This is a genomic window from Aurantiacibacter gangjinensis (assembly GCF_001886695.1).
GTDB classification, from domain to species: domain Bacteria; phylum Pseudomonadota; class Alphaproteobacteria; order Sphingomonadales; family Sphingomonadaceae; genus Alteraurantiacibacter; species Alteraurantiacibacter gangjinensis.
This window is the reverse complement of sequence record NZ_CP018097.1, coordinates 1,742,910-1,758,557: the sequence shown is the minus strand read 5'-3', so window position 1 is coordinate 1,758,557 and position 15,648 is coordinate 1,742,910. Positions and strand designations below refer to the sequence as shown.

The window sequence follows — 15,648 nt, the reverse complement described above, 5'->3', positions numbered from 1 at the left end:
CGCGGTGGCTGCGACCTAGGTTCCTGCCACGCTCAAGACAATCAACTTTTTCTGACCCTGCGGCAATAGCTGGCTTTCAGCGCTCCACCGTCATACAGAGCCGCGCCATGAGCACTCCGGATAAAGCCAGCTACCGCCCCTGCGTCGGCACGATGATGATCAATGCGGCAGGCGAGGTTTTCGTCGGCAAACGCATCGACAACAAGGAAGGTGACTGGTGGCAGATGCCCCAAGGCGGCGTCGATGATGGCGAAGACCTGGACGAAGCCATGCTGCGCGAACTGGGCGAGGAAACCGGCGTCGGGCCGGAGCATCTGGAGATAGTCTGCCGCTTGCCGGAAGAGCTGTATTACGACCTGCCTGCAGAGCTGCACGGCAAGCTATGGGGCGGTAAATATGTCGGCCAGCGGCAGGCCTGGTATCTGGTGCGCTTTACCGGCGCGGACAGCGATATCGACCTGGAGGCGCACAAGCATCCGGAGTTCTGCGAGTGGAAATGGGTCGATGCGGACCTGCTGCCCGAGCTGATCGTGCCGTTCAAGCGCGAGGTCTATGAGACTGTTGTGGCGGGGTTTCGCCCTCATCTCTGAGTCCCTGCGGAGGCAGGGACCTCCAACAGGCCAGCGCGACTTGATAGAGGTTCCTGCCTGCGCAGGAACTTGTAAAAGTCAGTTCTGCGTCACTTCGTCATCCGGTTGCACGGCCTCTGCCGTCATTACCGGCGGGCCGCGGTCGATGGCAGCGGCGAGCTGGATGGTTTCGGTGCAGGTATCGCCGCACAGATCCTGCAAGCGCGACAGGTTCTCGCGCGCGGCAGTCAATGCGCCCTTCTCCACCAGCGCCTCGCCCTCGCCTGAAATGGCGGCAAGGTTCATCGGGTCACGCTCCTGCGCTTCGCGATAGAAATGGATGGCGCGGCCCTGCAGGCCTTCGGCACGCGCGACATCGGCGAGATCGAGATAGACCTGCGTATAGCCCGGCGACACGGCCAGCGCGGCTTCGAAACTGGTGATGGCCTCTTGCGTCTGCCCCGCTTCCAGCTGGGCGCGCCCTTCTGCCACCAGCGCCTGCGCACGCGGATCGGCCCGCTCATCCTGCGCCAGCCCAATGCTCGCCTGCACGGCAAAGACGAGGGACAGGGCAGCGGCGGCGGGCGCATATCGCATGAAAAACTCCTTGAACATAGACGGATAGGAAGGGTGGTCAGCGCCCATGAAACGGCTTGCTATCACGACTTACCTATACGTGCGATGAAAAACCCGTCCGTGCCGTCGCGGGACGGCAGCAGGCGGATGCCATCGCCACGTTCAGTGCCGAGCGGCAAATCGAGCGCCTGCGCTTGCCAGCCGGAATGGGCAGCGAGGAAGTCGGCCATCTGGCGCGGGCCTTCCTCGTCCAGCAAAGAGCACACGACATAGGTGATCGAGCCACCTTCGCGCACCAATTCCGCAGCGATAGCAAGCACATGCGCCTGCGTTTTAACATAGCGTGCGATTTCCGCTTCGGAGAGCCGCCAGCGCGCTTCCGGGTTGCGCCGCCATGTGCCCGTTCCCGAGCACGGCGCATCGACAAGCACGCGGTCCGCCTTGCCCAGCCACGGTTCCAGCGCTTCCAGCTCGCGGCCGGGATCCAGCAGCACTTCGGCAGAGACGGCTGCCCCAGCCCGCTCGGCGCGAGGTCCGAGCTGGGAGAGGCGGCGGCGATCGGTATCGGCGGCGACGAGCGTGCCTTCGTTGCGCATCGCCGCTGCCAGCGCCAGCGTCTTGCCGCCCGCGCCCGCGCACAGGTCGATCACCGTCTCGCCGCCTTGCGCGCCGACCGCCATACAAGCGATCTGGCTGCCATGGTCCTGCACTTCGACAAGGCCATCGCGATAGGCATCCCACCCGCTCGCCTGCGTGCCGGTGGGGAAGCGCAGCGCATCGGGCGCTGCGAGCGCTTCGCCCGGCTCCGGCAGGTCCGGCAAACCTTCGGGCACTTTCAGCCGGTTGATCCGCATGTCGAGCGGCGCGCGGCCCAGCAGCGCCTCCGCATCGGCTTGCTCGATCCCGGAGGCGATCAGCCGGTCTTCCAGCCACTCGGGCGCAACGCCGCCTTCCGCCACCCGTTCGCCGTCCACAATTGCAGCGGGACCGTATTGCGAGCCGTCGAACAGATCGCGCAGTTCGGGCCGCTCTTCGACCAGCCCCAGCATCGCCGCCCTGCCCGTTTCCGGCACCGGACCGCAGGCGCGGATCGCGTCATAAACCAGTTCGCGGATAGCGCGCTTGTCCTTGCTGCCGGCATAGCGATTGCCCTTGAACCAGTCGGCCAGGATACGATCCGCAGGTGCGCCGCCGGAGCGGGCGGCGGCGATGATGGCATCGAGGATCTCGATTGCGGACTGGATGCGGGCGGCGGGCCTCATGACTGCACCATCATGGAGCGCCAAAGCACCGGTTTCGAAAAACCAATACAGGTGAATGTTCCTGCAAAATCAGAGATTTGCTGCGCGGAATCACTGTAAGAGTGTAACCTTTCGCAACAGAACGGGTTTTGGGACGGCATATGGTTCATCGCGTCCGCCCCTAGCGTTGCTATCCTCTGTAGGACAACCGCTATCACGGCCAGCCGCGATAGGCGCGTTCGGGATGCGCGGCCGTCACGCGATCGTACAGCTTCACCATCTCGCCGATGAAGGCCAGTTTTCCGGCATAGGCGATGCTCGCCCCGATCACCGTTTCCACCGGCGACAATACGACAAGCCCATAGATGAGGACGATGGCGCCAATCCCAGCGACGGCATTGAAGATATGCGGCAGCTTTGCGCCGATATAGGGCTGCGGCAATTCGCCGCGCGCCGCCCACATTTGCTCGCCAAACACACCGCGGGAGATCCACGCGCTGTCATCGCGGGCGGGCGCGAACAGGCGGGGATTGATCCACAGCCAGAACGCGACAAGTGCGATGGGGAGCAGCGACCACCAGCCGATCCACACGCGGCTCCAGATGGCGATGATGATGAGGCTCATACCGGTGACGATCCGGCTCCACCCGCTCCACGGATTGGCGTGCCGCGCCCAGCCCTCCGCATCGAGGCGGAACAGGCGAGCGATGCGCGCTTCGGGGGTCATGTTGATTGGTCCTGGCAGCCCAGTCGTCGCCCTATCGGGAGTCCCAGCGAAGGCTGGGACCGTTCCCGGATATAGCACGACTGCTAAAAGAGGTCCCAGCTTTCGCTGGGACGCAGTTCGGCAAATCACCGCGTCGGATAATTGGGCGCCTCGCGGGTAATGGAGACATCGTGCACATGGCTCTCCGACAATCCGGCATTGGTGATGCGCACGAACTCGCTTCGCTCCGCCAGATCGGCAATCGTCGCGCTGCCCGTATAGCCCATGGCCGCCTTGATGCCGCCGACCAGCTGGTGGACCACATCGCGCGCCGCGCCCTTATAGGGCACCTGGCCTTCGATACCCTCAGGCACCAGCTTCATCTGGTCCTTGATGTCCTGCTGGAAATAGCGATCGGCAGACCCGCGCGCCATCGCGCCCACGCTACCCATGCCGCGGTAGGCCTTGTAGGCGCGGCCCTGGTAGAGGAAGGTTTCGCCCGGCGCTTCTTCCGTGCCCGCCAGCAGGCTGCCGATCATCACGGTGGAGGCCCCCGCCGCCAGCGCCTTGGCTGCATCGCCCGATGTGCGAAGGCCGCCATCGGCAATCACCGGCACGCCGCCTGCGCCGCTCACCGCGTCCATGATCGCGGTCAGCTGCGGCACGCCCACGCCCGCGACGATGCGAGTGGTGCAAATGGAGCCCGGGCCGATGCCGACCTTGATCCCGTCCGCGCCCGCATCCGCCAGCGCCTTGGCCGCCGCCGCCGTCGCGACATTGCCTGCCACCACCTGCACACTGTTCGACATGCGCTTCACGCGGGCGACCGCTTCGCTCACCGCCTTGTTGTGGCCGTGTGCAGTGTCGATAATGATGACGTCGCATTCCGCGTCCACCAGCGCTTCGGTCCGCTCGAAGCCCTTATCGCCCACCGTGGTGGCCGCCGCCACGCGCAGGCGACCGCCAGCGTCCTTGGTGGCATCGGGATTGAGCACGGCCTTCTCGATATCCTTGACCGTGATGAGGCCGACGCAGCGATTGTCATCATCCACCACCAACAGCTTTTCGATGCGGCGCTGGTGCAGGATCTTGCGCGCCTGCTCCTGCGTCACACCTTCGCTGACCGTGGCAAGGTTATCGCTCGTCATCAGTTCCTTCACAGGCGTTGCCGGATTGTCGGCAAAGCGCGTGTCGCGATTGGTGAGGATGCCGCACAGCTTGCCGTCGCCATCGGTTACCGGAATGCCGCTGATATTGTGCTGTTGCATCAGCGCATTGGCATCGCCCAGCGTGGCATCGGGCGCGATGGTGATGGGGTTCACCACCATGCCGCTTTCGAACCGCTTCACGCGGCGCACCGCATCGCACTGCTCTTCCACGGTGAGGTTACGATGCAGCACGCCGATGCCGCCCAGCTGCGCCATCACGATGGCCATCTCGCTCTCGGTAACGGTGTCCATCGCCGCGCTGAGCACGGGGATGTTGAGCGCGATGCCCTTGGTCAGCTGCGTTTTGGTGACGGCCTGCGAGGGCAGGATGTCGCTCTCCGCCGGTTGCAGGAGGACATCGTCGAAGGTGAGGCCGGTGCGAATATCAGTTGTGTGAGCCATCCGGCCCCCTGTCATAAATGCAGGTGATTCGCCAAGGGGGTTTGGACGGGATTCCCATCTCCAATGGTCACTCCGGCCCACGAGTTACCGTTCACCCACAATGTCACCCCGGGTTTGACCCAAGGGTCCCGCCCTACCGTCACCCCGGCCTCCGAGCCGGGGTCAGGCTCCCTTGAATGCGATGCTACGGAGTTTTTCGGCCGTTAACAGGAAAAACAGCCTGACGCCGGATCAAGTCCGGGGTGACGTGGTGGCCGAGGTCACTCCGCCGTCCAGCCGCCATCCATGCTCCAGTTCGCACCGGTCACATTGCCCGCTTCCTCGCGGCACAGGAACGCGGCCAGCGCGCCCAGTTCGGCAGGCTGGACGAAGCGCTTGGTCGGCTGTTTGGCCAGCAGCACATCGTTGATGACCTCGTCCTCGGTCATGCCGCGCGCTTTCATCGTGTCGGGGATCTGGCCTTCCACCAGCGGCGTCCAGACATAGCCGGGGCTGATGCAGTTCGCCGTCACCCCGCTCTGCGCCAGTTCCAGCGCGATGGTTTTGGTAAAACCGTCCAGCCCGTGCTTGCTGGCATTATAGGCGCTCTTGAACGGGCTTGCAGTCTTGGAGTGGGCGCTGGCGGTGTTGATGATGCGGCCCCAGCCGCGCTTTTTCATTACTGGCACGGCCAGCCGCACGGTGTGGAATACCGCCGTAAGGTTGAGCGCGAGGATCATCTCCCATTTGTCGGTCGGGAAGTCCTCTACCGGGCTCACATGCTGCATCCCGGCATTGTTGACGAGGATGTCGACCTCGCCCGCCTCGGCCATCATCTTCTCGATTTCATCCGCTTTGAGCAGGTTGGCGGCGGAATGGGTGGCGCCCATTTCCTCGCAAAGCTGCGCGATCTCACCCTCGTCGCCAAATCCGTTCAGCACGACACTTGCCCCCTCCGCGCTCAGCGCACGGGCAATGGCGAGGCCGATGCCCGAGGTAGAGCCGGTGACCAGTGCGGTTTTGCCTTCGAGGAACATTTGCGTCTCCAATGGGGTTTGAATGTCTAAACAGCCTTAGCGGCGTCTGGAGGACAATCCAGCCCCGCAACGGCGCAAGGCCATCGGGGAGGCAGAATTGCGGCTTAATCCGTTCAACACCGGGAACATCAAGGTCGGCAGCACCGGCGGCGCCGGCAAGGCGGGCGGGATCGGATGCGGTACGCTGGTGCTGGCGGCGCTAGGGTATTTCATCTTCGGCGCGGACCCCTTGCAGACCATCGGCATGGTCGAAGGCGTGCAGCAGCAATCCGCCGGACCGGCACCCGCGAACGAAGACGAGCAGGCGCTGTGCACCTCCAACCAATATGCGACCGAGACCTGCAACGCGCTGGAATCGCTCAACGATACCTGGCCTGTCCTGTTTGAGGAGCAGGGCATTGGCGGTTTCCGCCAGCCGACCTTGCGCTTTGCCACATCTTCCCGCTTCAACACCGGATGCGGCGCAGCTTCCACCGGCATGGGACCGTTCTACTGCCCCGCCGACGAGACCATTTATATCGACACCGGCTTTTACGACCAGCTTGGCCGGATGGCGGGCAATGGCGGTGATTTCGCGCGGCTCTATGTGGTCGCGCACGAATACGCGCATCACATCCAGTATATTACCGGCCTTTCCGGCCAGATCCGTAGCGCGCAGCAACAAAATCCGCGCCGTGCCAACCAACTGAATGTCATCATGGAATTGCATGCCGATTGCTATGCAGGCGTGTGGGCCGGCCGGAACCGCAATCTGATCGAGCGCGGCGATTTCGAGGAAGGCATGGCCGCCGCTGCCGCTATCGGCGACGACACGATTACCGGCGGCCGCGTCAGCCAGGAAAGCTTTACACACGGCACCAGCCAGCAGCGTATGGAAGCGCTGCGGCTAGGCATGGAGACTGGCGATGACCTTCAATGCGACGCGCGCTATTTCGGCTAGGCGGTCGTATGCAGCGGCCATAGCCGCGCTGGCGTTGCCAGCGACGGCATTGGCTCAAGACAATGTGCGAGAGCGCGATGCCGATGCCATCGATGTGATGCTGACCCCGCTATCGGACCTCAATCTGGCGCGCGATCCGATCCCGGAAATCCTCGTCTGGGCCAACGAGAACACCTATCGCAGCGAGGGGATGGAGGATTGTGCCAATATCCGCTCAGGGATCGCCGACCTCGATGCCGTGCTGGGCGACGATCTGGACGCTGCCGGGCCGGAAGAACGGCGATTGCGCGCAGGCAATGTCGCGCAGCGCGTGGTCGGCAGCTTCATCCCCTTTCGCGGCATCATTCGAGAGATTTCGGGCGCCAATTCGCATGAATACAGGTTCCGCCAGGCGATAGCGGCAGGCATGATGCGCCGCGCATACCTGAAAGGGTTGGGCGAAGCGCGCGGCTGCGATTATCCGGCGCGTCCCATGCCCGCCGATCTCATCGCCGCACGCGACGCGGGCGAGAGCATGGTGCCCCCGCCCGACAACGTCGAAACCGATGTGGTAGCTGCCGACGGGACACGGTATCGTCCGCGCCCCGTCGTACAGCCGACCGATTAAGGCCGCACCTTCCCGTTCCGCGCGGGGGGCCGGGCGGCGGGTATAACGAAAAGGTGGCAGCCGCTCAGGCGCGGGTCGCAGTGTCGCCGTCGCAATCGGCCTCGTCATGGATATGGAGCGCTGCCGGGGTCACGACCGGTGAGCGCGCGGGTGCTGCGGCAGGTACGGTGCGAACGCGCAGCGTTGCCGGCTGCACCGATACCGGGCTGACCATGCGGCCGACCCATCGCGCAGCGACGCCGGTGTGGCGCGCGCGGTTCTGTGCCGCCGCCAGACTGGCCTTGCCCTCGATGCGTAGCGCAGCCTGCCGATCTTCGGCAGCTTCGCGCAGTTCCTCGCGCATTTCGTCGAGCGCTTCCTGCATCTCGCGCAGTGTTTCTTCGCGTTCCTCGCGGGGAATGCTTTCCATGGTGCGGATCGATTCCATCGCGGCGCGTACGCCGGTTTCGGCGCTGCTGAGAGCGAAGCGATGGATGTTGCGCTGGCAGACGATGACGGCCTGGCGACCATCGCCGAGCTCGCGCACGGATACGCCGGTCTCATCGGCATTCTCGCACGACATTTCGACCTGCGCGGCTTGCTCGCCATGCAGCTCCATCGCGCGCTCGCTGCTACGCATGGCAAGCGCGACGGTGCGCTCGATTTCCTCTTCCATGCCTTCCAGATGGATTTCCAGCGCACCCAACTCTTCTTCGAGAGCCGCCATTTCGGCCTCGGTCTCCTCCTCGCTCAGCCATTCGCCATCGCGATAGACACGGGTGACGCGGCGCACGTCGCGATCTTCATCCTGCTCGACCTCCACTAACGGCTGCGCGTCGGGGTCGACGCTTTCGAGCGGCTGCGCTAGCTGGGAGGGCTGGCTGGTACCGACAGGCACGGCCAAAGCTGCAGGCGCTTCGGCCTGTGCGTAGGTGATCGACGCGGTGAGCGGCAGGGCCAAGGCCGTTGCGGCAATGGCGGCAATGCCGATACGGCGGCGGCGAGCGGAAATGTCGGTCAATGTGAGGCTCCTCAAACGGTGTATGATCGATTTCTCGCCAAGCACCGGACACGCCATCGGAGCCGCCAGCGCCAGATCGTCACCCGTGGCAAAACCGGCGATGATCTGGGCGTAGGTGACTCTTTCCGACTGCGCACGACCGGCGACGACGCGCGCATCGCACGCCGCCTCCTGATCCGCGCGCATTGCTCGCCAGCCCCACCAGGCGAGCGGATTGAACCAGTGCAGAGCCAATAGCGGCTGGGCCGCGAAATTGGCGACGAGATCGTGGCCGCGATGGTGCGCAAGCTCGTGCGCAATAGCCATGTCGCGGGCCTTTATGTCGTGATGCGCCATGAAGGCGGGCGGCAGCGCCACCACCTTGTCGAGCACGCCGAAAGCCACCGGGCCGGATACGGCAGGGGTCTCGACAAGGCGCACCTTGCCTGCCTCGCCCACCGGCACGGCATCGGCCAGCAGCGCCTCGCGCATGCGGCGATATTCGCGGATGCGCCAGCCGATAAAGAGCAGTGCGCCGCCGATCCAGAGCGGCAGCAACAGGTCGGTAACCGCGATGCCGACCACCGGCGCGGCGGCAGGTGCGGCAGCAGCGACCTCTGCCGCAATGGGCGCTGACGGCGCGGGATCGGAGAGGATGAAGACCAGCGGCTCGGCCGCGGCTTCGGCAGCGGGCAACGGATCGCTAGTGGGCGCCATCCATGCAGGCAGCACGATGGGCGGCATGATGAAACGCAGGAAAGGCAGCGCCCACAGCGCATAGGCCACTTGCGGCCCGAAATGGCGCGTCACCGGACGGCGGACCAGCAAAACCAGCCCGATCAGCAACGCGGTGTAGATGAAAGTGTCGACCAGCCAGTCGGCGAGCGCGATGTCCCCCAGCGCGCTCATTTTTTCATCTCCTCGAGCAGGCGCTCGATCTCGGCAATGTCATCCGCGCTCAGCGCCTCTTCCTGCGCCAGATGTGCCAGCAACGAGGCAGCCTTGCCGCCGAACAGCCGCTCGACCATGCGCTTGCTTTCCGTGCCGACATAGGCGCTGCGTTCGATCAGCGGAGTGTAAAGATAGCGGCGGCCATCGGGCTCGGTCGCAAGCGCGTTTTTCTGCACGAGGCGAGACAGGAGCGTCTTTACCGTGGGGATCGACCAGCCCCGCTCTGCGCAAACGGTGTCGCACACTTCGGCGGCGGTTTGCGGGCTGCGCTTCCACAGCGCTTCCATCACGGCATATTCAGCATCGCTGATGCGCTCTGCACCGGCGTCTGCCCCTCTTGCGGTCTTGGTCGGCATACTTTCCTCCCTGGACAAGTTGCATCGACTACGTCTGTAGGCCTTACGACTACACCTGTAATCTGAACGCTGCATGAAGGTCAAGCCGCCGCTGCGCCCCCTACCGCGTCGCAAAGAAGGCTGGGACGGTGCAATTTTTTGTGTAACCTCTCCGCCGCACGGGACGAAGGGATAGTCAGGTGAATACTCCAAGCGATGCACTCGACCAGTTCATGGCCGCCGCCCGCGAAGGAAATTCCGCAGCCTATCGCCAGTTTCTCGGCGAAGCTGCGCAGCGCATCCGCGCCAGGCTGGCCAGGAAAATCGGCGCGGACAGTGAGCTGGAGGATCTGGTGCAGGAATGCCTGATCGCCCTGCATGAAAAGCGCCACACGCTCGATCCCGGGCGGCCCGTGGCGCCGTGGATGTATGCGATCGCCAATTACAAGCTGATCGACCATTGGCGCAAACGCGGTCGCAGCCCGATCGACCTCGATGACGAGGCCGACATGGCCGTGGCTCCCGATACAATGGCGGGCATGGACGTGGCAGCCTTGCTGGACCACTTGCCCGACGCTCAGGCGGAAGCGATCCGCATGACGCATATCGAAGGCCTCACCAACAAGGAGGCCGGAGAGCGGATCGGCGTGGGCACCTCGGCGATGAAACTGCGCGTGCATCGCGGGATGCTGCGGCTCAAGGAAATTGCAGACGAACAGAAAATATGACCGATCTCGATAACCTTCTCGACCGGATGGCAGCCGATGGTGCCGCGCCGACAAAGCAAGCGAACTGGCGCTTTGTGCAGCCGCTGATCTTTGCCGCCTTAGCATGCGCGTTCGGCGTCGCCATCGTGCTAGACGGCGCATTCGCCACCGTGGCTGATGCGGGCATGGGCCCCATGTTCGTGAAGTGGGGCTTCTCCATCGCCCTGCTGCTGCTGTCTGCCCTCGCCCTTTGGGTGATCGGCCGCCCGGGCCGCCCGACCGGCTCGATGATGCTGGCAGTGGCCGTGCCTTTTGCATTTGTCGCCGCACTGCTGGCGCTGGACCTGTCGATGGCGACATCGGGCTTCCCCGGTGAAGCGTGGCAGCGATGCCTCACCGCCATGGCCGTGATGAGCCCGGTTGCCTTTGCCGGTGCGATTGTGGCAGCGCGTTGGCTCGCGCCGACCAATCTGCGCCGCGCCGGGCTTGTTGCAGGCCTGTTTGGCGGGGCCGTAGCTATGACGGCTTATGCGCCTTACTGCCTGGGCAGCAGCATGCTGTATGTGGCGGTCTTCTACATCCTGCCGATCCTGACGATGGCCGGCCTCGGCTGGCTGCTCGGCCCCCGCCTGCTGCGCTGGTAAACGCCGATCCCGCATAAACGACAAGAGCCGGACCTCTCGCGAGGCCCGGCTCTTTTTTAGTCGTTTGGGATAAGGGTCAGCTTGCGGCAAAGCCCTCGGTTTCATCCTCCTCGCGACCGACCGACGACCATTCGACGCGCCGCGTAGCATACATGATCCCTGCCAGCGCTGCGAAGAGCAGCAGCGAGCCGATCACCAGCGAGTATGTCTCGAGGTTGAGCAACACGTAGAGCAGGCCATACAACCCGGCCAGCATCGCGCCGATAAAGCTCGCGCGCTTCCACGTGCCCAGCACCGCCGCGCTGTATGTCGTCAGCAAGCCGATGATCGCGCCTGCCGCCACGACATACGCCCAGGCGAAACCGATCACCTCGGCGAAGGCCAGCAGCATCACGAAGAACAGGATCAGCCCCGCGCCCGTCAGCAGGTATTCCGCCGCTGCCACACGCGCGCCGCCGACGATGTCGAACATCAGGAAGGCGGCGAAGGTGAAGCCGATGAACAGGAAGCCGTATTTCACAGCGCGATCTACCTGGCTGTAGAGATCGACGGGATCGACGAAGCCGATGCTGGCAATCGTCGTGCCGCCCGGCACGGCGCGCACCGGCTCTGCATAGGCCTCGACTTCCACCGCCGCCATGGGTGCCGCGCTGAAATCGCTGGTGTTCACAAGCCGCTCTCCCAGCGACAGATTGGTAATGCCGGTATAGGTGGCAGTGGCTGGCTCGGTATCCTCGCTGCGCTCATCGGGCAGCACGCCGGTGAAGCTGAGATGCGGCCACTGCGAGGTGACTTCCCAGCGCGTATCGCCGCCGCGCGGCACCAGCGACAGCGACTGGCTACCACGGATACCGTAGTCCCATTCGACGCTCAGCTGCTCCTCGCCGCTCCATGCAACCTCGGTCGAGAAGCCCGATCCGCCGGTGGCATTTGGGCCATTGCCGGGCAGCAACTGCGCCGCCTCGCCATCGATGGATACGCTTGAGCCATCGGTCAGCCCGCGCGGGTTGGAGACGCCGAAGCGCAGCTCCGCCTGGTCGGGCAACAATTCCTCGATCTCCACGCCCAGCCGGTCCAGCCCGTCGGGCACGTCGAACACGGCGCTGCCGCTGTGGCGGCTGTCGTAAACGACGCTGCTATAGATCGCATAGCCACGCTCCTGCGGATCGAGCTGCGATCGGATCGTCTGCTCGCTGGGCGAGATGAAAAGTTCCGACCGCACCGTGCGACTGCGCTGGACGGAGCGGCCATCGACCGTCTCGGTCTCAGTCGTGCGATAGGTGTAGGGCACCACCAGCACCGGGCCGGTGATCGTCTGCGGCCCGCCCCACCCTGCCGTCACCTGGCTTTGCGCCTGCTCGGACTGGCTCTCGCGGTCGTAGACCAGCGCGTACACCATCAGCAGCGGCACGATGAGCACGCCTGCCACCAGCCCCGCCAGCAAGAGTTTGATACCCGGGCTTCGTTCACGTCTCATCGTCTCGTCTCCTCATGTTACCTGCGATGAAACGTTCTCTGTGAGCGACGAACTGAATGCTTTGTGAATTGGTCGCAGAACCGTTGAGGCGATGCTGGAGACGGGCCAGACTGCCAGTCATGCCCATACGATTCGCAATCGCCGCCTCGCTCGCCCTTCCGGCTCCCGCCATCGCCCAGGAAGCCGGTGAAGCCGAAGAGCGCCAAGAATTCGAGACCACGGATGTGGTGCTGGAAACCACGATGGGCGAGATCGTGATCGCGCTGGAAACGGAGCGCGCGCCGATCACGGCTGCCAATTTCCTGCGCTATGTCGAGGAAGACCGCTTCGACGGCACCGTCTTTTACCGCGCTATGCCGCTGGATTGGGGCGACCAGCTCAACGGCCTGATCCAAGGCGGCACGCAATGGGACCCGGAGCGCATCCTGCCGGGCATCGCACACGAGCCCACAACGGTGACGGGCCTCAGCCACACGCGCGGCGCGGTCTCCATGGCCATGGGCGAGCCGGGCACGGCCAATGGCGATTTCTCGATCATGCTGGGCGCACAGACCGGCCTCGATGCCGATCCCGACGCCGAAGACCCGGTCTGGCGCAATGGCTATGCCGTGTTCGGCTACGTGATCGAGGGGATGGCGGTGGTGGAAGCCATCCACGCCGCACCCGTCGATCCGGCGCTGGGCGAAGGCTGGATGCAAGGCCAGATGCTGGCCGAGCCGGTGGAGATCGTCGAGGCGCGGGTGGTTGAATAGACTCTACGTCAGATGACGCCATCAGGCGCGCGGCTACGAATGACGTGAACCGCCCTTCCGAAGTCTTCCTTCGTGTCGAATTGCCCGGACGATAACGTCAGTTTGTCACCACTGCGGGATATGATCTTTATCTCGATGTGATCGTGATGTTTGTTGCCCTTTATGCTGGCAATGTCGCTGAAAGCGATGCGCATCGGCTCCGAAGACAGGCCATTCTTCGGACCTTTGACAGCGTTGGCGTCGATCGTCAGGAACATCCCTTGCGGGTCGCGCGAAAACAGCGCTTTGGCAGTCGTCAGAACCGGGTAGAGGAAGAAGAGAGCGGCACCGATAAACACGATGCTCGATCCGGTCGGCCCGAGCAGATACAGCACGGTGAAAACACGCCATGGCTCCTCGACCATCGCAAGCAGCGCAAAACCTGCCGCCGCCACCGAGAACATGACAATGGCAAAAACCTGTTTGAAGACACTAGCGCCGATCCTGTAGCGCAAAATATGCGTTGTCGAACCGGGCTGTTGCGAAAAAGCGCGATCCTGGCCCGCCAGCCCCTTACTTCCAAACGACATTCGCCACCGCCTTTCAGGCATGGCTTTGCCGACAAGGTGCTAAACAATGGTTGAGGCTATCGGTCAGAAAGGGCGATAGGCGTTGTCAGCGGATTTTCGCCCAAGCGGCTCATCAGGATCGCCGCGCGCTGGGCCTGTCGCACGATGCTGGTGAGGTCGATGGTCTCGCCCGGAGCATGGCTGCCGCGCCCGGCAGGGCCCATCCCGGCAAGGCCGTGCACGAACGGGGCAACGAAGCTGATATCGGCAGCGCCCCGCCGCGCAGGCGGCAACGGCTCCATCCGCTCCAGCCCCAGATCGGCATTGATGCCGTTCAGCGCATCCAGCAGCGCCATGTTCCCTTCTGTCGGCGCCATAGGCGGGTAGCGGAAGTTGATGGTCAGTTCGGCATCCGTGCCGGGCAGATTGGCATCGACAATCTCTTGCATCCGCGCTGCCACACGCTCGCTCTGCTCTTGCGTCAGCGTGCGCAAATCGCCGCGCGCGACGGCGTTTTCAGGAATGATATTGGTCTTGCCGCGAGCCTCGGCAGAAAGTCCGTCCGTGGCCAGGGCAGCAGGCGTGCCGCCAGCCAGAATGCCGACATTGTAGGTGAGGTTTTCCTCCGGCAGCTGCGTGCGGAAGGCATCGAGAATGCGCGCCATCTCGTAGATTGCGCCATAGCCCACGCCCTCACGAAAGATGCCCGAAGAATGGCCGCTCTCACCCGTCGTCGTCAGGGTCCAGCTGTTGGAACTTCGCCGGGCGACCACGCCCATGTCGCGGCCATCCATCACGCTCAGCCCCTCGAAGCCTAGCGCAACGTCGGCCCACTGTCCGGCCTCGATCAGATGTTGGCGCGACTGTGCGATCGGATCGCCTGCGCTTTCCTCGTCGCCCGTCAGCGCGACAACGATATTCGCGCCTGCCAGCGTGCCGGCATCGCGCATGGCGCGCAGGGCGGCGAGGATCACGATGATGCCGCCCTTATTGTCGACCACGCCCGGGCCCGTGGCGGACAGGCCGTCGCGGCTGAAGGTCTGGAAAGGCGATTCCGGCTCGAACACCGTGTCGATGTGACCGATCAAAAGGACATTGGTGCCGTCGCTATCGCCTTCCATGCGCGCGAAGAGATGGCCCGCCCGGTCCACATGGTCCTGTTCGATCCACTCGACCTCGAAGCCGAGCGCCGCAAATTCCGGCATGAGCATCTGGCCGACCTCGCGCACGCCATCGTGGTTGTGCGTGCCGGAATTGATGTTCACCATAGCCTCCAGCAGGGCGATATCGCGCTCCAGATTGGCCTCGACGATCTGAGTGATGCGCTCTTCCGTATTGGAAAGCTGCGCGGCGGCGGGCGTGGCGAAGGCAAGCGCAAGCGCGGCAAGCGGCAGGGTGAGGAGGCGTGATGTCATGCTCGCGATGCTGACACGCGCCGCGGCGGGCTGCAAGCCTTGCCTATTCGGGGAGCAGCAGCCTGTCTGGCGCGAACCGTTCAACCGCCGCCAGAGCCTCGTCAAACTTCGCATCGGTGCCGGACATGGCAAGCGCAAAGGCACAGCCCGTCATGGAGCGATTGGCGCTGGCGAGCCGACCGCGCAGGCCGCTCAAAGCTGCGAAACGCTCATCAACCACATCGTATGCGATCATCTTCTGGCCACTGATCTGCACCGGGAATATCTGGGTGATCTCGTCCCAGCTGAAACTTTGCTTCACCATCTGCGCATGAGTGATACCGGTCGCATCTATGCGGAACGCCTCGCCTACATTTGTGAGCCGCTTACCGATGACAAAGGCGAAGAAGCCGAACAAAGCGGTGGATGCTAAGCCGACAATTCGCACAGTCTCCGGCGACCAGCGGCGACCGGCAGGCGGTTCACCGAACAGACCTGCCATCCAGACGCCTGCGACGACGAAACCGATACTTGCAAAAAGCAAGATGACGAGCCGCCAGTGGGAATCGCGGGCGACGTAGGCATCACCTTGCATC

The 15,648-nt window shown here is 63.9% G+C and carries 17 protein-coding genes; 6 read left to right on the top strand and 11 right to left on the bottom strand.

What is annotated here, in order from left to right; translation table 11 throughout:
- Window positions 1-107: 107 nt before the first annotated feature.
- A complete protein-coding gene (locus BMF35_RS08630) occupies window positions 108-590 on the top strand; it encodes an RNA pyrophosphohydrolase (RefSeq protein ID WP_047005596.1) in 483 nt (160 codons plus the stop codon).
- A 78-nt stretch (window positions 591-668) separates the two neighbouring features.
- On the opposite strand, the gene BMF35_RS08625 is transcribed toward BMF35_RS08630, so the two are convergent.
- The 5 genes from BMF35_RS08625 to BMF35_RS08605 all read right to left on the bottom strand — a co-directional run bounded on the left by BMF35_RS08625 (window position 669) and on the right by BMF35_RS08605 (window position 5,718).
- A complete protein-coding gene (locus BMF35_RS08625) occupies window positions 669-1,166 on the bottom strand; it encodes a tetratricopeptide repeat protein (protein WP_156172030.1) in 498 nt (165 codons plus the stop codon).
- Between the two features lie 62 nt (window positions 1,167-1,228).
- Entirely contained in the window at window positions 1,229-2,407 is a 1,179-nt protein-coding gene (locus BMF35_RS08620; protein ID WP_047005594.1) for an RsmB/NOP family class I SAM-dependent RNA methyltransferase, read from the bottom strand.
- A 193-nt stretch (window positions 2,408-2,600) separates the two neighbouring features.
- Entirely contained in the window at window positions 2,601-3,113 is a 513-nt protein-coding gene (locus BMF35_RS08615; RefSeq protein WP_047005593.1) for a DUF6653 family protein, read from the bottom strand.
- 125 nt (window positions 3,114-3,238) lie between these two features.
- Window positions 3,239-4,702, bottom strand: coding sequence for an IMP dehydrogenase (gene guaB, locus BMF35_RS08610; RefSeq protein ID WP_047005592.1), 1,464 nt, complete (start codon window positions 4,700-4,702; stop codon window positions 3,239-3,241).
- 260 nt (window positions 4,703-4,962) lie between these two features.
- Window positions 4,963-5,718: a 3-hydroxybutyrate dehydrogenase gene (locus BMF35_RS08605; protein WP_047005591.1), complete on the bottom strand. Its 756-nt coding sequence runs from the start codon at window positions 5,716-5,718 to the stop codon at window positions 4,963-4,965.
- Window positions 5,719-5,815: 97 nt separating this feature from the next.
- On the opposite strand from BMF35_RS08605, the gene ypfJ reads away from it, so the two are divergent.
- Both ypfJ and BMF35_RS08595 read left to right on the top strand, forming a co-directional pair.
- Window positions 5,816-6,658 carry a KPN_02809 family neutral zinc metallopeptidase gene (gene ypfJ, locus BMF35_RS08600; protein WP_047005590.1) on the top strand — a complete coding sequence of 281 codons (843 nt, stop codon included), beginning with the start codon at window positions 5,816-5,818 and terminating at the stop codon, window positions 6,656-6,658.
- A 49-nt stretch (window positions 6,659-6,707) separates the two neighbouring features.
- Complete coding sequence (locus tag BMF35_RS08595) at window positions 6,708-7,265, top strand: hypothetical protein (RefSeq protein WP_071961200.1); 558 nt, start codon at window positions 6,708-6,710, stop codon at window positions 7,263-7,265.
- 64 nt (window positions 7,266-7,329) lie between these two features.
- Here BMF35_RS08595 and BMF35_RS08590 read toward each other — a convergent pair whose 3' ends face one another.
- Both BMF35_RS08590 and BMF35_RS08585 read right to left on the bottom strand, forming a co-directional pair.
- On the bottom strand, window positions 7,330-9,153 hold the full coding sequence (locus tag BMF35_RS08590; RefSeq protein ID WP_052765879.1) for a M56 family metallopeptidase: 1,824 nt from the start codon (window positions 9,151-9,153) through the stop codon (window positions 7,330-7,332).
- The gene (locus BMF35_RS08585) at window positions 9,150-9,551 is read right to left on the bottom strand and encodes a BlaI/MecI/CopY family transcriptional regulator (protein WP_047005589.1); all 402 of its coding nucleotides are present in this window, start codon (window positions 9,549-9,551) and stop codon (window positions 9,150-9,152) included. Before BMF35_RS08585 ends, BMF35_RS08590 begins: the two co-directional genes overlap by 4 nt.
- 179 nt (window positions 9,552-9,730) lie before the next feature.
- Between BMF35_RS08585 and BMF35_RS08580 the strand changes: the two genes are divergently transcribed.
- Complete coding sequence (locus BMF35_RS08580; RefSeq protein ID WP_052765878.1) at window positions 9,731-10,258, top strand: sigma-70 family RNA polymerase sigma factor; 528 nt, start codon at window positions 9,731-9,733, stop codon at window positions 10,256-10,258.
- Window positions 10,255-10,881, top strand: a complete 627-nt coding sequence (locus BMF35_RS08575) for an NrsF family protein (protein WP_052765877.1) — start codon at window positions 10,255-10,257, stop codon at window positions 10,879-10,881. The genes BMF35_RS08580 and BMF35_RS08575 overlap by 4 nt, the downstream gene beginning before the upstream one ends.
- A 76-nt stretch (window positions 10,882-10,957) precedes the next feature.
- On the opposite strand, the gene creD is transcribed toward BMF35_RS08575, so the two are convergent.
- Entirely contained in the window at window positions 10,958-12,358 is a 1,401-nt protein-coding gene (gene creD / locus BMF35_RS08570) for a cell envelope integrity protein CreD (protein ID WP_047005588.1), read from the bottom strand.
- Window positions 12,359-12,477: 119 nt separating this feature from the next.
- On the opposite strand from creD, the gene BMF35_RS08565 reads away from it, so the two are divergent.
- A complete protein-coding gene (locus BMF35_RS08565) occupies window positions 12,478-13,110 on the top strand; it encodes a peptidylprolyl isomerase (RefSeq protein WP_047005587.1) in 633 nt (210 codons plus the stop codon).
- A gap of 8 nt (window positions 13,111-13,118) precedes the next feature.
- Here BMF35_RS08565 and BMF35_RS08560 read toward each other — a convergent pair whose 3' ends face one another.
- The 3 genes from BMF35_RS08560 to BMF35_RS08550 are packed head-to-tail and all read right to left on the bottom strand — an operon-like array spanning window position 13,119 to window position 15,647.
- Window positions 13,119-13,679 (bottom strand): hypothetical protein, encoded by a 561-nt coding sequence (locus tag BMF35_RS08560; protein ID WP_047005586.1) that lies wholly within the window; start codon window positions 13,677-13,679, stop codon window positions 13,119-13,121.
- A 56-nt stretch (window positions 13,680-13,735) separates the two neighbouring features.
- Complete coding sequence (locus BMF35_RS08555; protein WP_047005585.1) at window positions 13,736-15,073, bottom strand: M20/M25/M40 family metallo-hydrolase; 1,338 nt, start codon at window positions 15,071-15,073, stop codon at window positions 13,736-13,738.
- A gap of 43 nt (window positions 15,074-15,116) precedes the next feature.
- Complete coding sequence (locus BMF35_RS08550; protein WP_047005584.1) at window positions 15,117-15,647, bottom strand: STM3941 family protein; 531 nt, start codon at window positions 15,645-15,647, stop codon at window positions 15,117-15,119.
- Window position 15,648 lies beyond the last annotated feature (1 nt).

Bases quoted from the DNA above. Each gene is read 5' to 3' on its own strand.
- BMF35_RS08630 (WP_047005596.1), top strand. From the start codon at position 108: ATGAGCACTCCGGATAAAGCCAGCTACCGCCCCTGCGTCGGCACGATG.
- BMF35_RS08625 (WP_156172030.1), bottom strand. From the start codon at position 1,166: ATGCGATATGCGCCCGCCGCCGCTGCCCTGTCCCTCGTCTTTGCCGTG.
- BMF35_RS08620 (WP_047005594.1), bottom strand. From the start codon at position 2,407: ATGAGGCCCGCCGCCCGCATCCAGTCCGCAATCGAGATCCTCGATGCC.
- BMF35_RS08615 (WP_047005593.1), bottom strand. From the start codon at position 3,113: ATGACCCCCGAAGCGCGCATCGCTCGCCTGTTCCGCCTCGATGCGGAG.
- guaB (WP_047005592.1), bottom strand. From the start codon at position 4,702: ATGGCTCACACAACTGATATTCGCACCGGCCTCACCTTCGACGATGTC.
- BMF35_RS08605 (WP_047005591.1), bottom strand. From the start codon at position 5,718: ATGTTCCTCGAAGGCAAAACCGCACTGGTCACCGGCTCTACCTCGGGC.
- BMF35_RS08590 (WP_052765879.1), bottom strand. From the start codon at position 9,153: ATGAGCGCGCTGGGGGACATCGCGCTCGCCGACTGGCTGGTCGACACT.
- BMF35_RS08585 (WP_047005589.1), bottom strand. From the start codon at position 9,551: ATGCCGACCAAGACCGCAAGAGGGGCAGACGCCGGTGCAGAGCGCATC.
- BMF35_RS08575 (WP_052765877.1), top strand. From the start codon at position 10,255: ATGACCGATCTCGATAACCTTCTCGACCGGATGGCAGCCGATGGTGCC.
- creD (WP_047005588.1), bottom strand. From the start codon at position 12,358: ATGAGACGTGAACGAAGCCCGGGTATCAAACTCTTGCTGGCGGGGCTG.
- BMF35_RS08565 (WP_047005587.1), top strand. From the start codon at position 12,478: ATGCCCATACGATTCGCAATCGCCGCCTCGCTCGCCCTTCCGGCTCCC.
- BMF35_RS08560 (WP_047005586.1), bottom strand. From the start codon at position 13,679: ATGTCGTTTGGAAGTAAGGGGCTGGCGGGCCAGGATCGCGCTTTTTCG.
- BMF35_RS08555 (WP_047005585.1), bottom strand. From the start codon at position 15,073: ATGACATCACGCCTCCTCACCCTGCCGCTTGCCGCGCTTGCGCTTGCC.
- BMF35_RS08550 (WP_047005584.1), bottom strand. From the start codon at position 15,647: ATGCAAGGTGATGCCTACGTCGCCCGCGATTCCCACTGGCGGCTCGTC.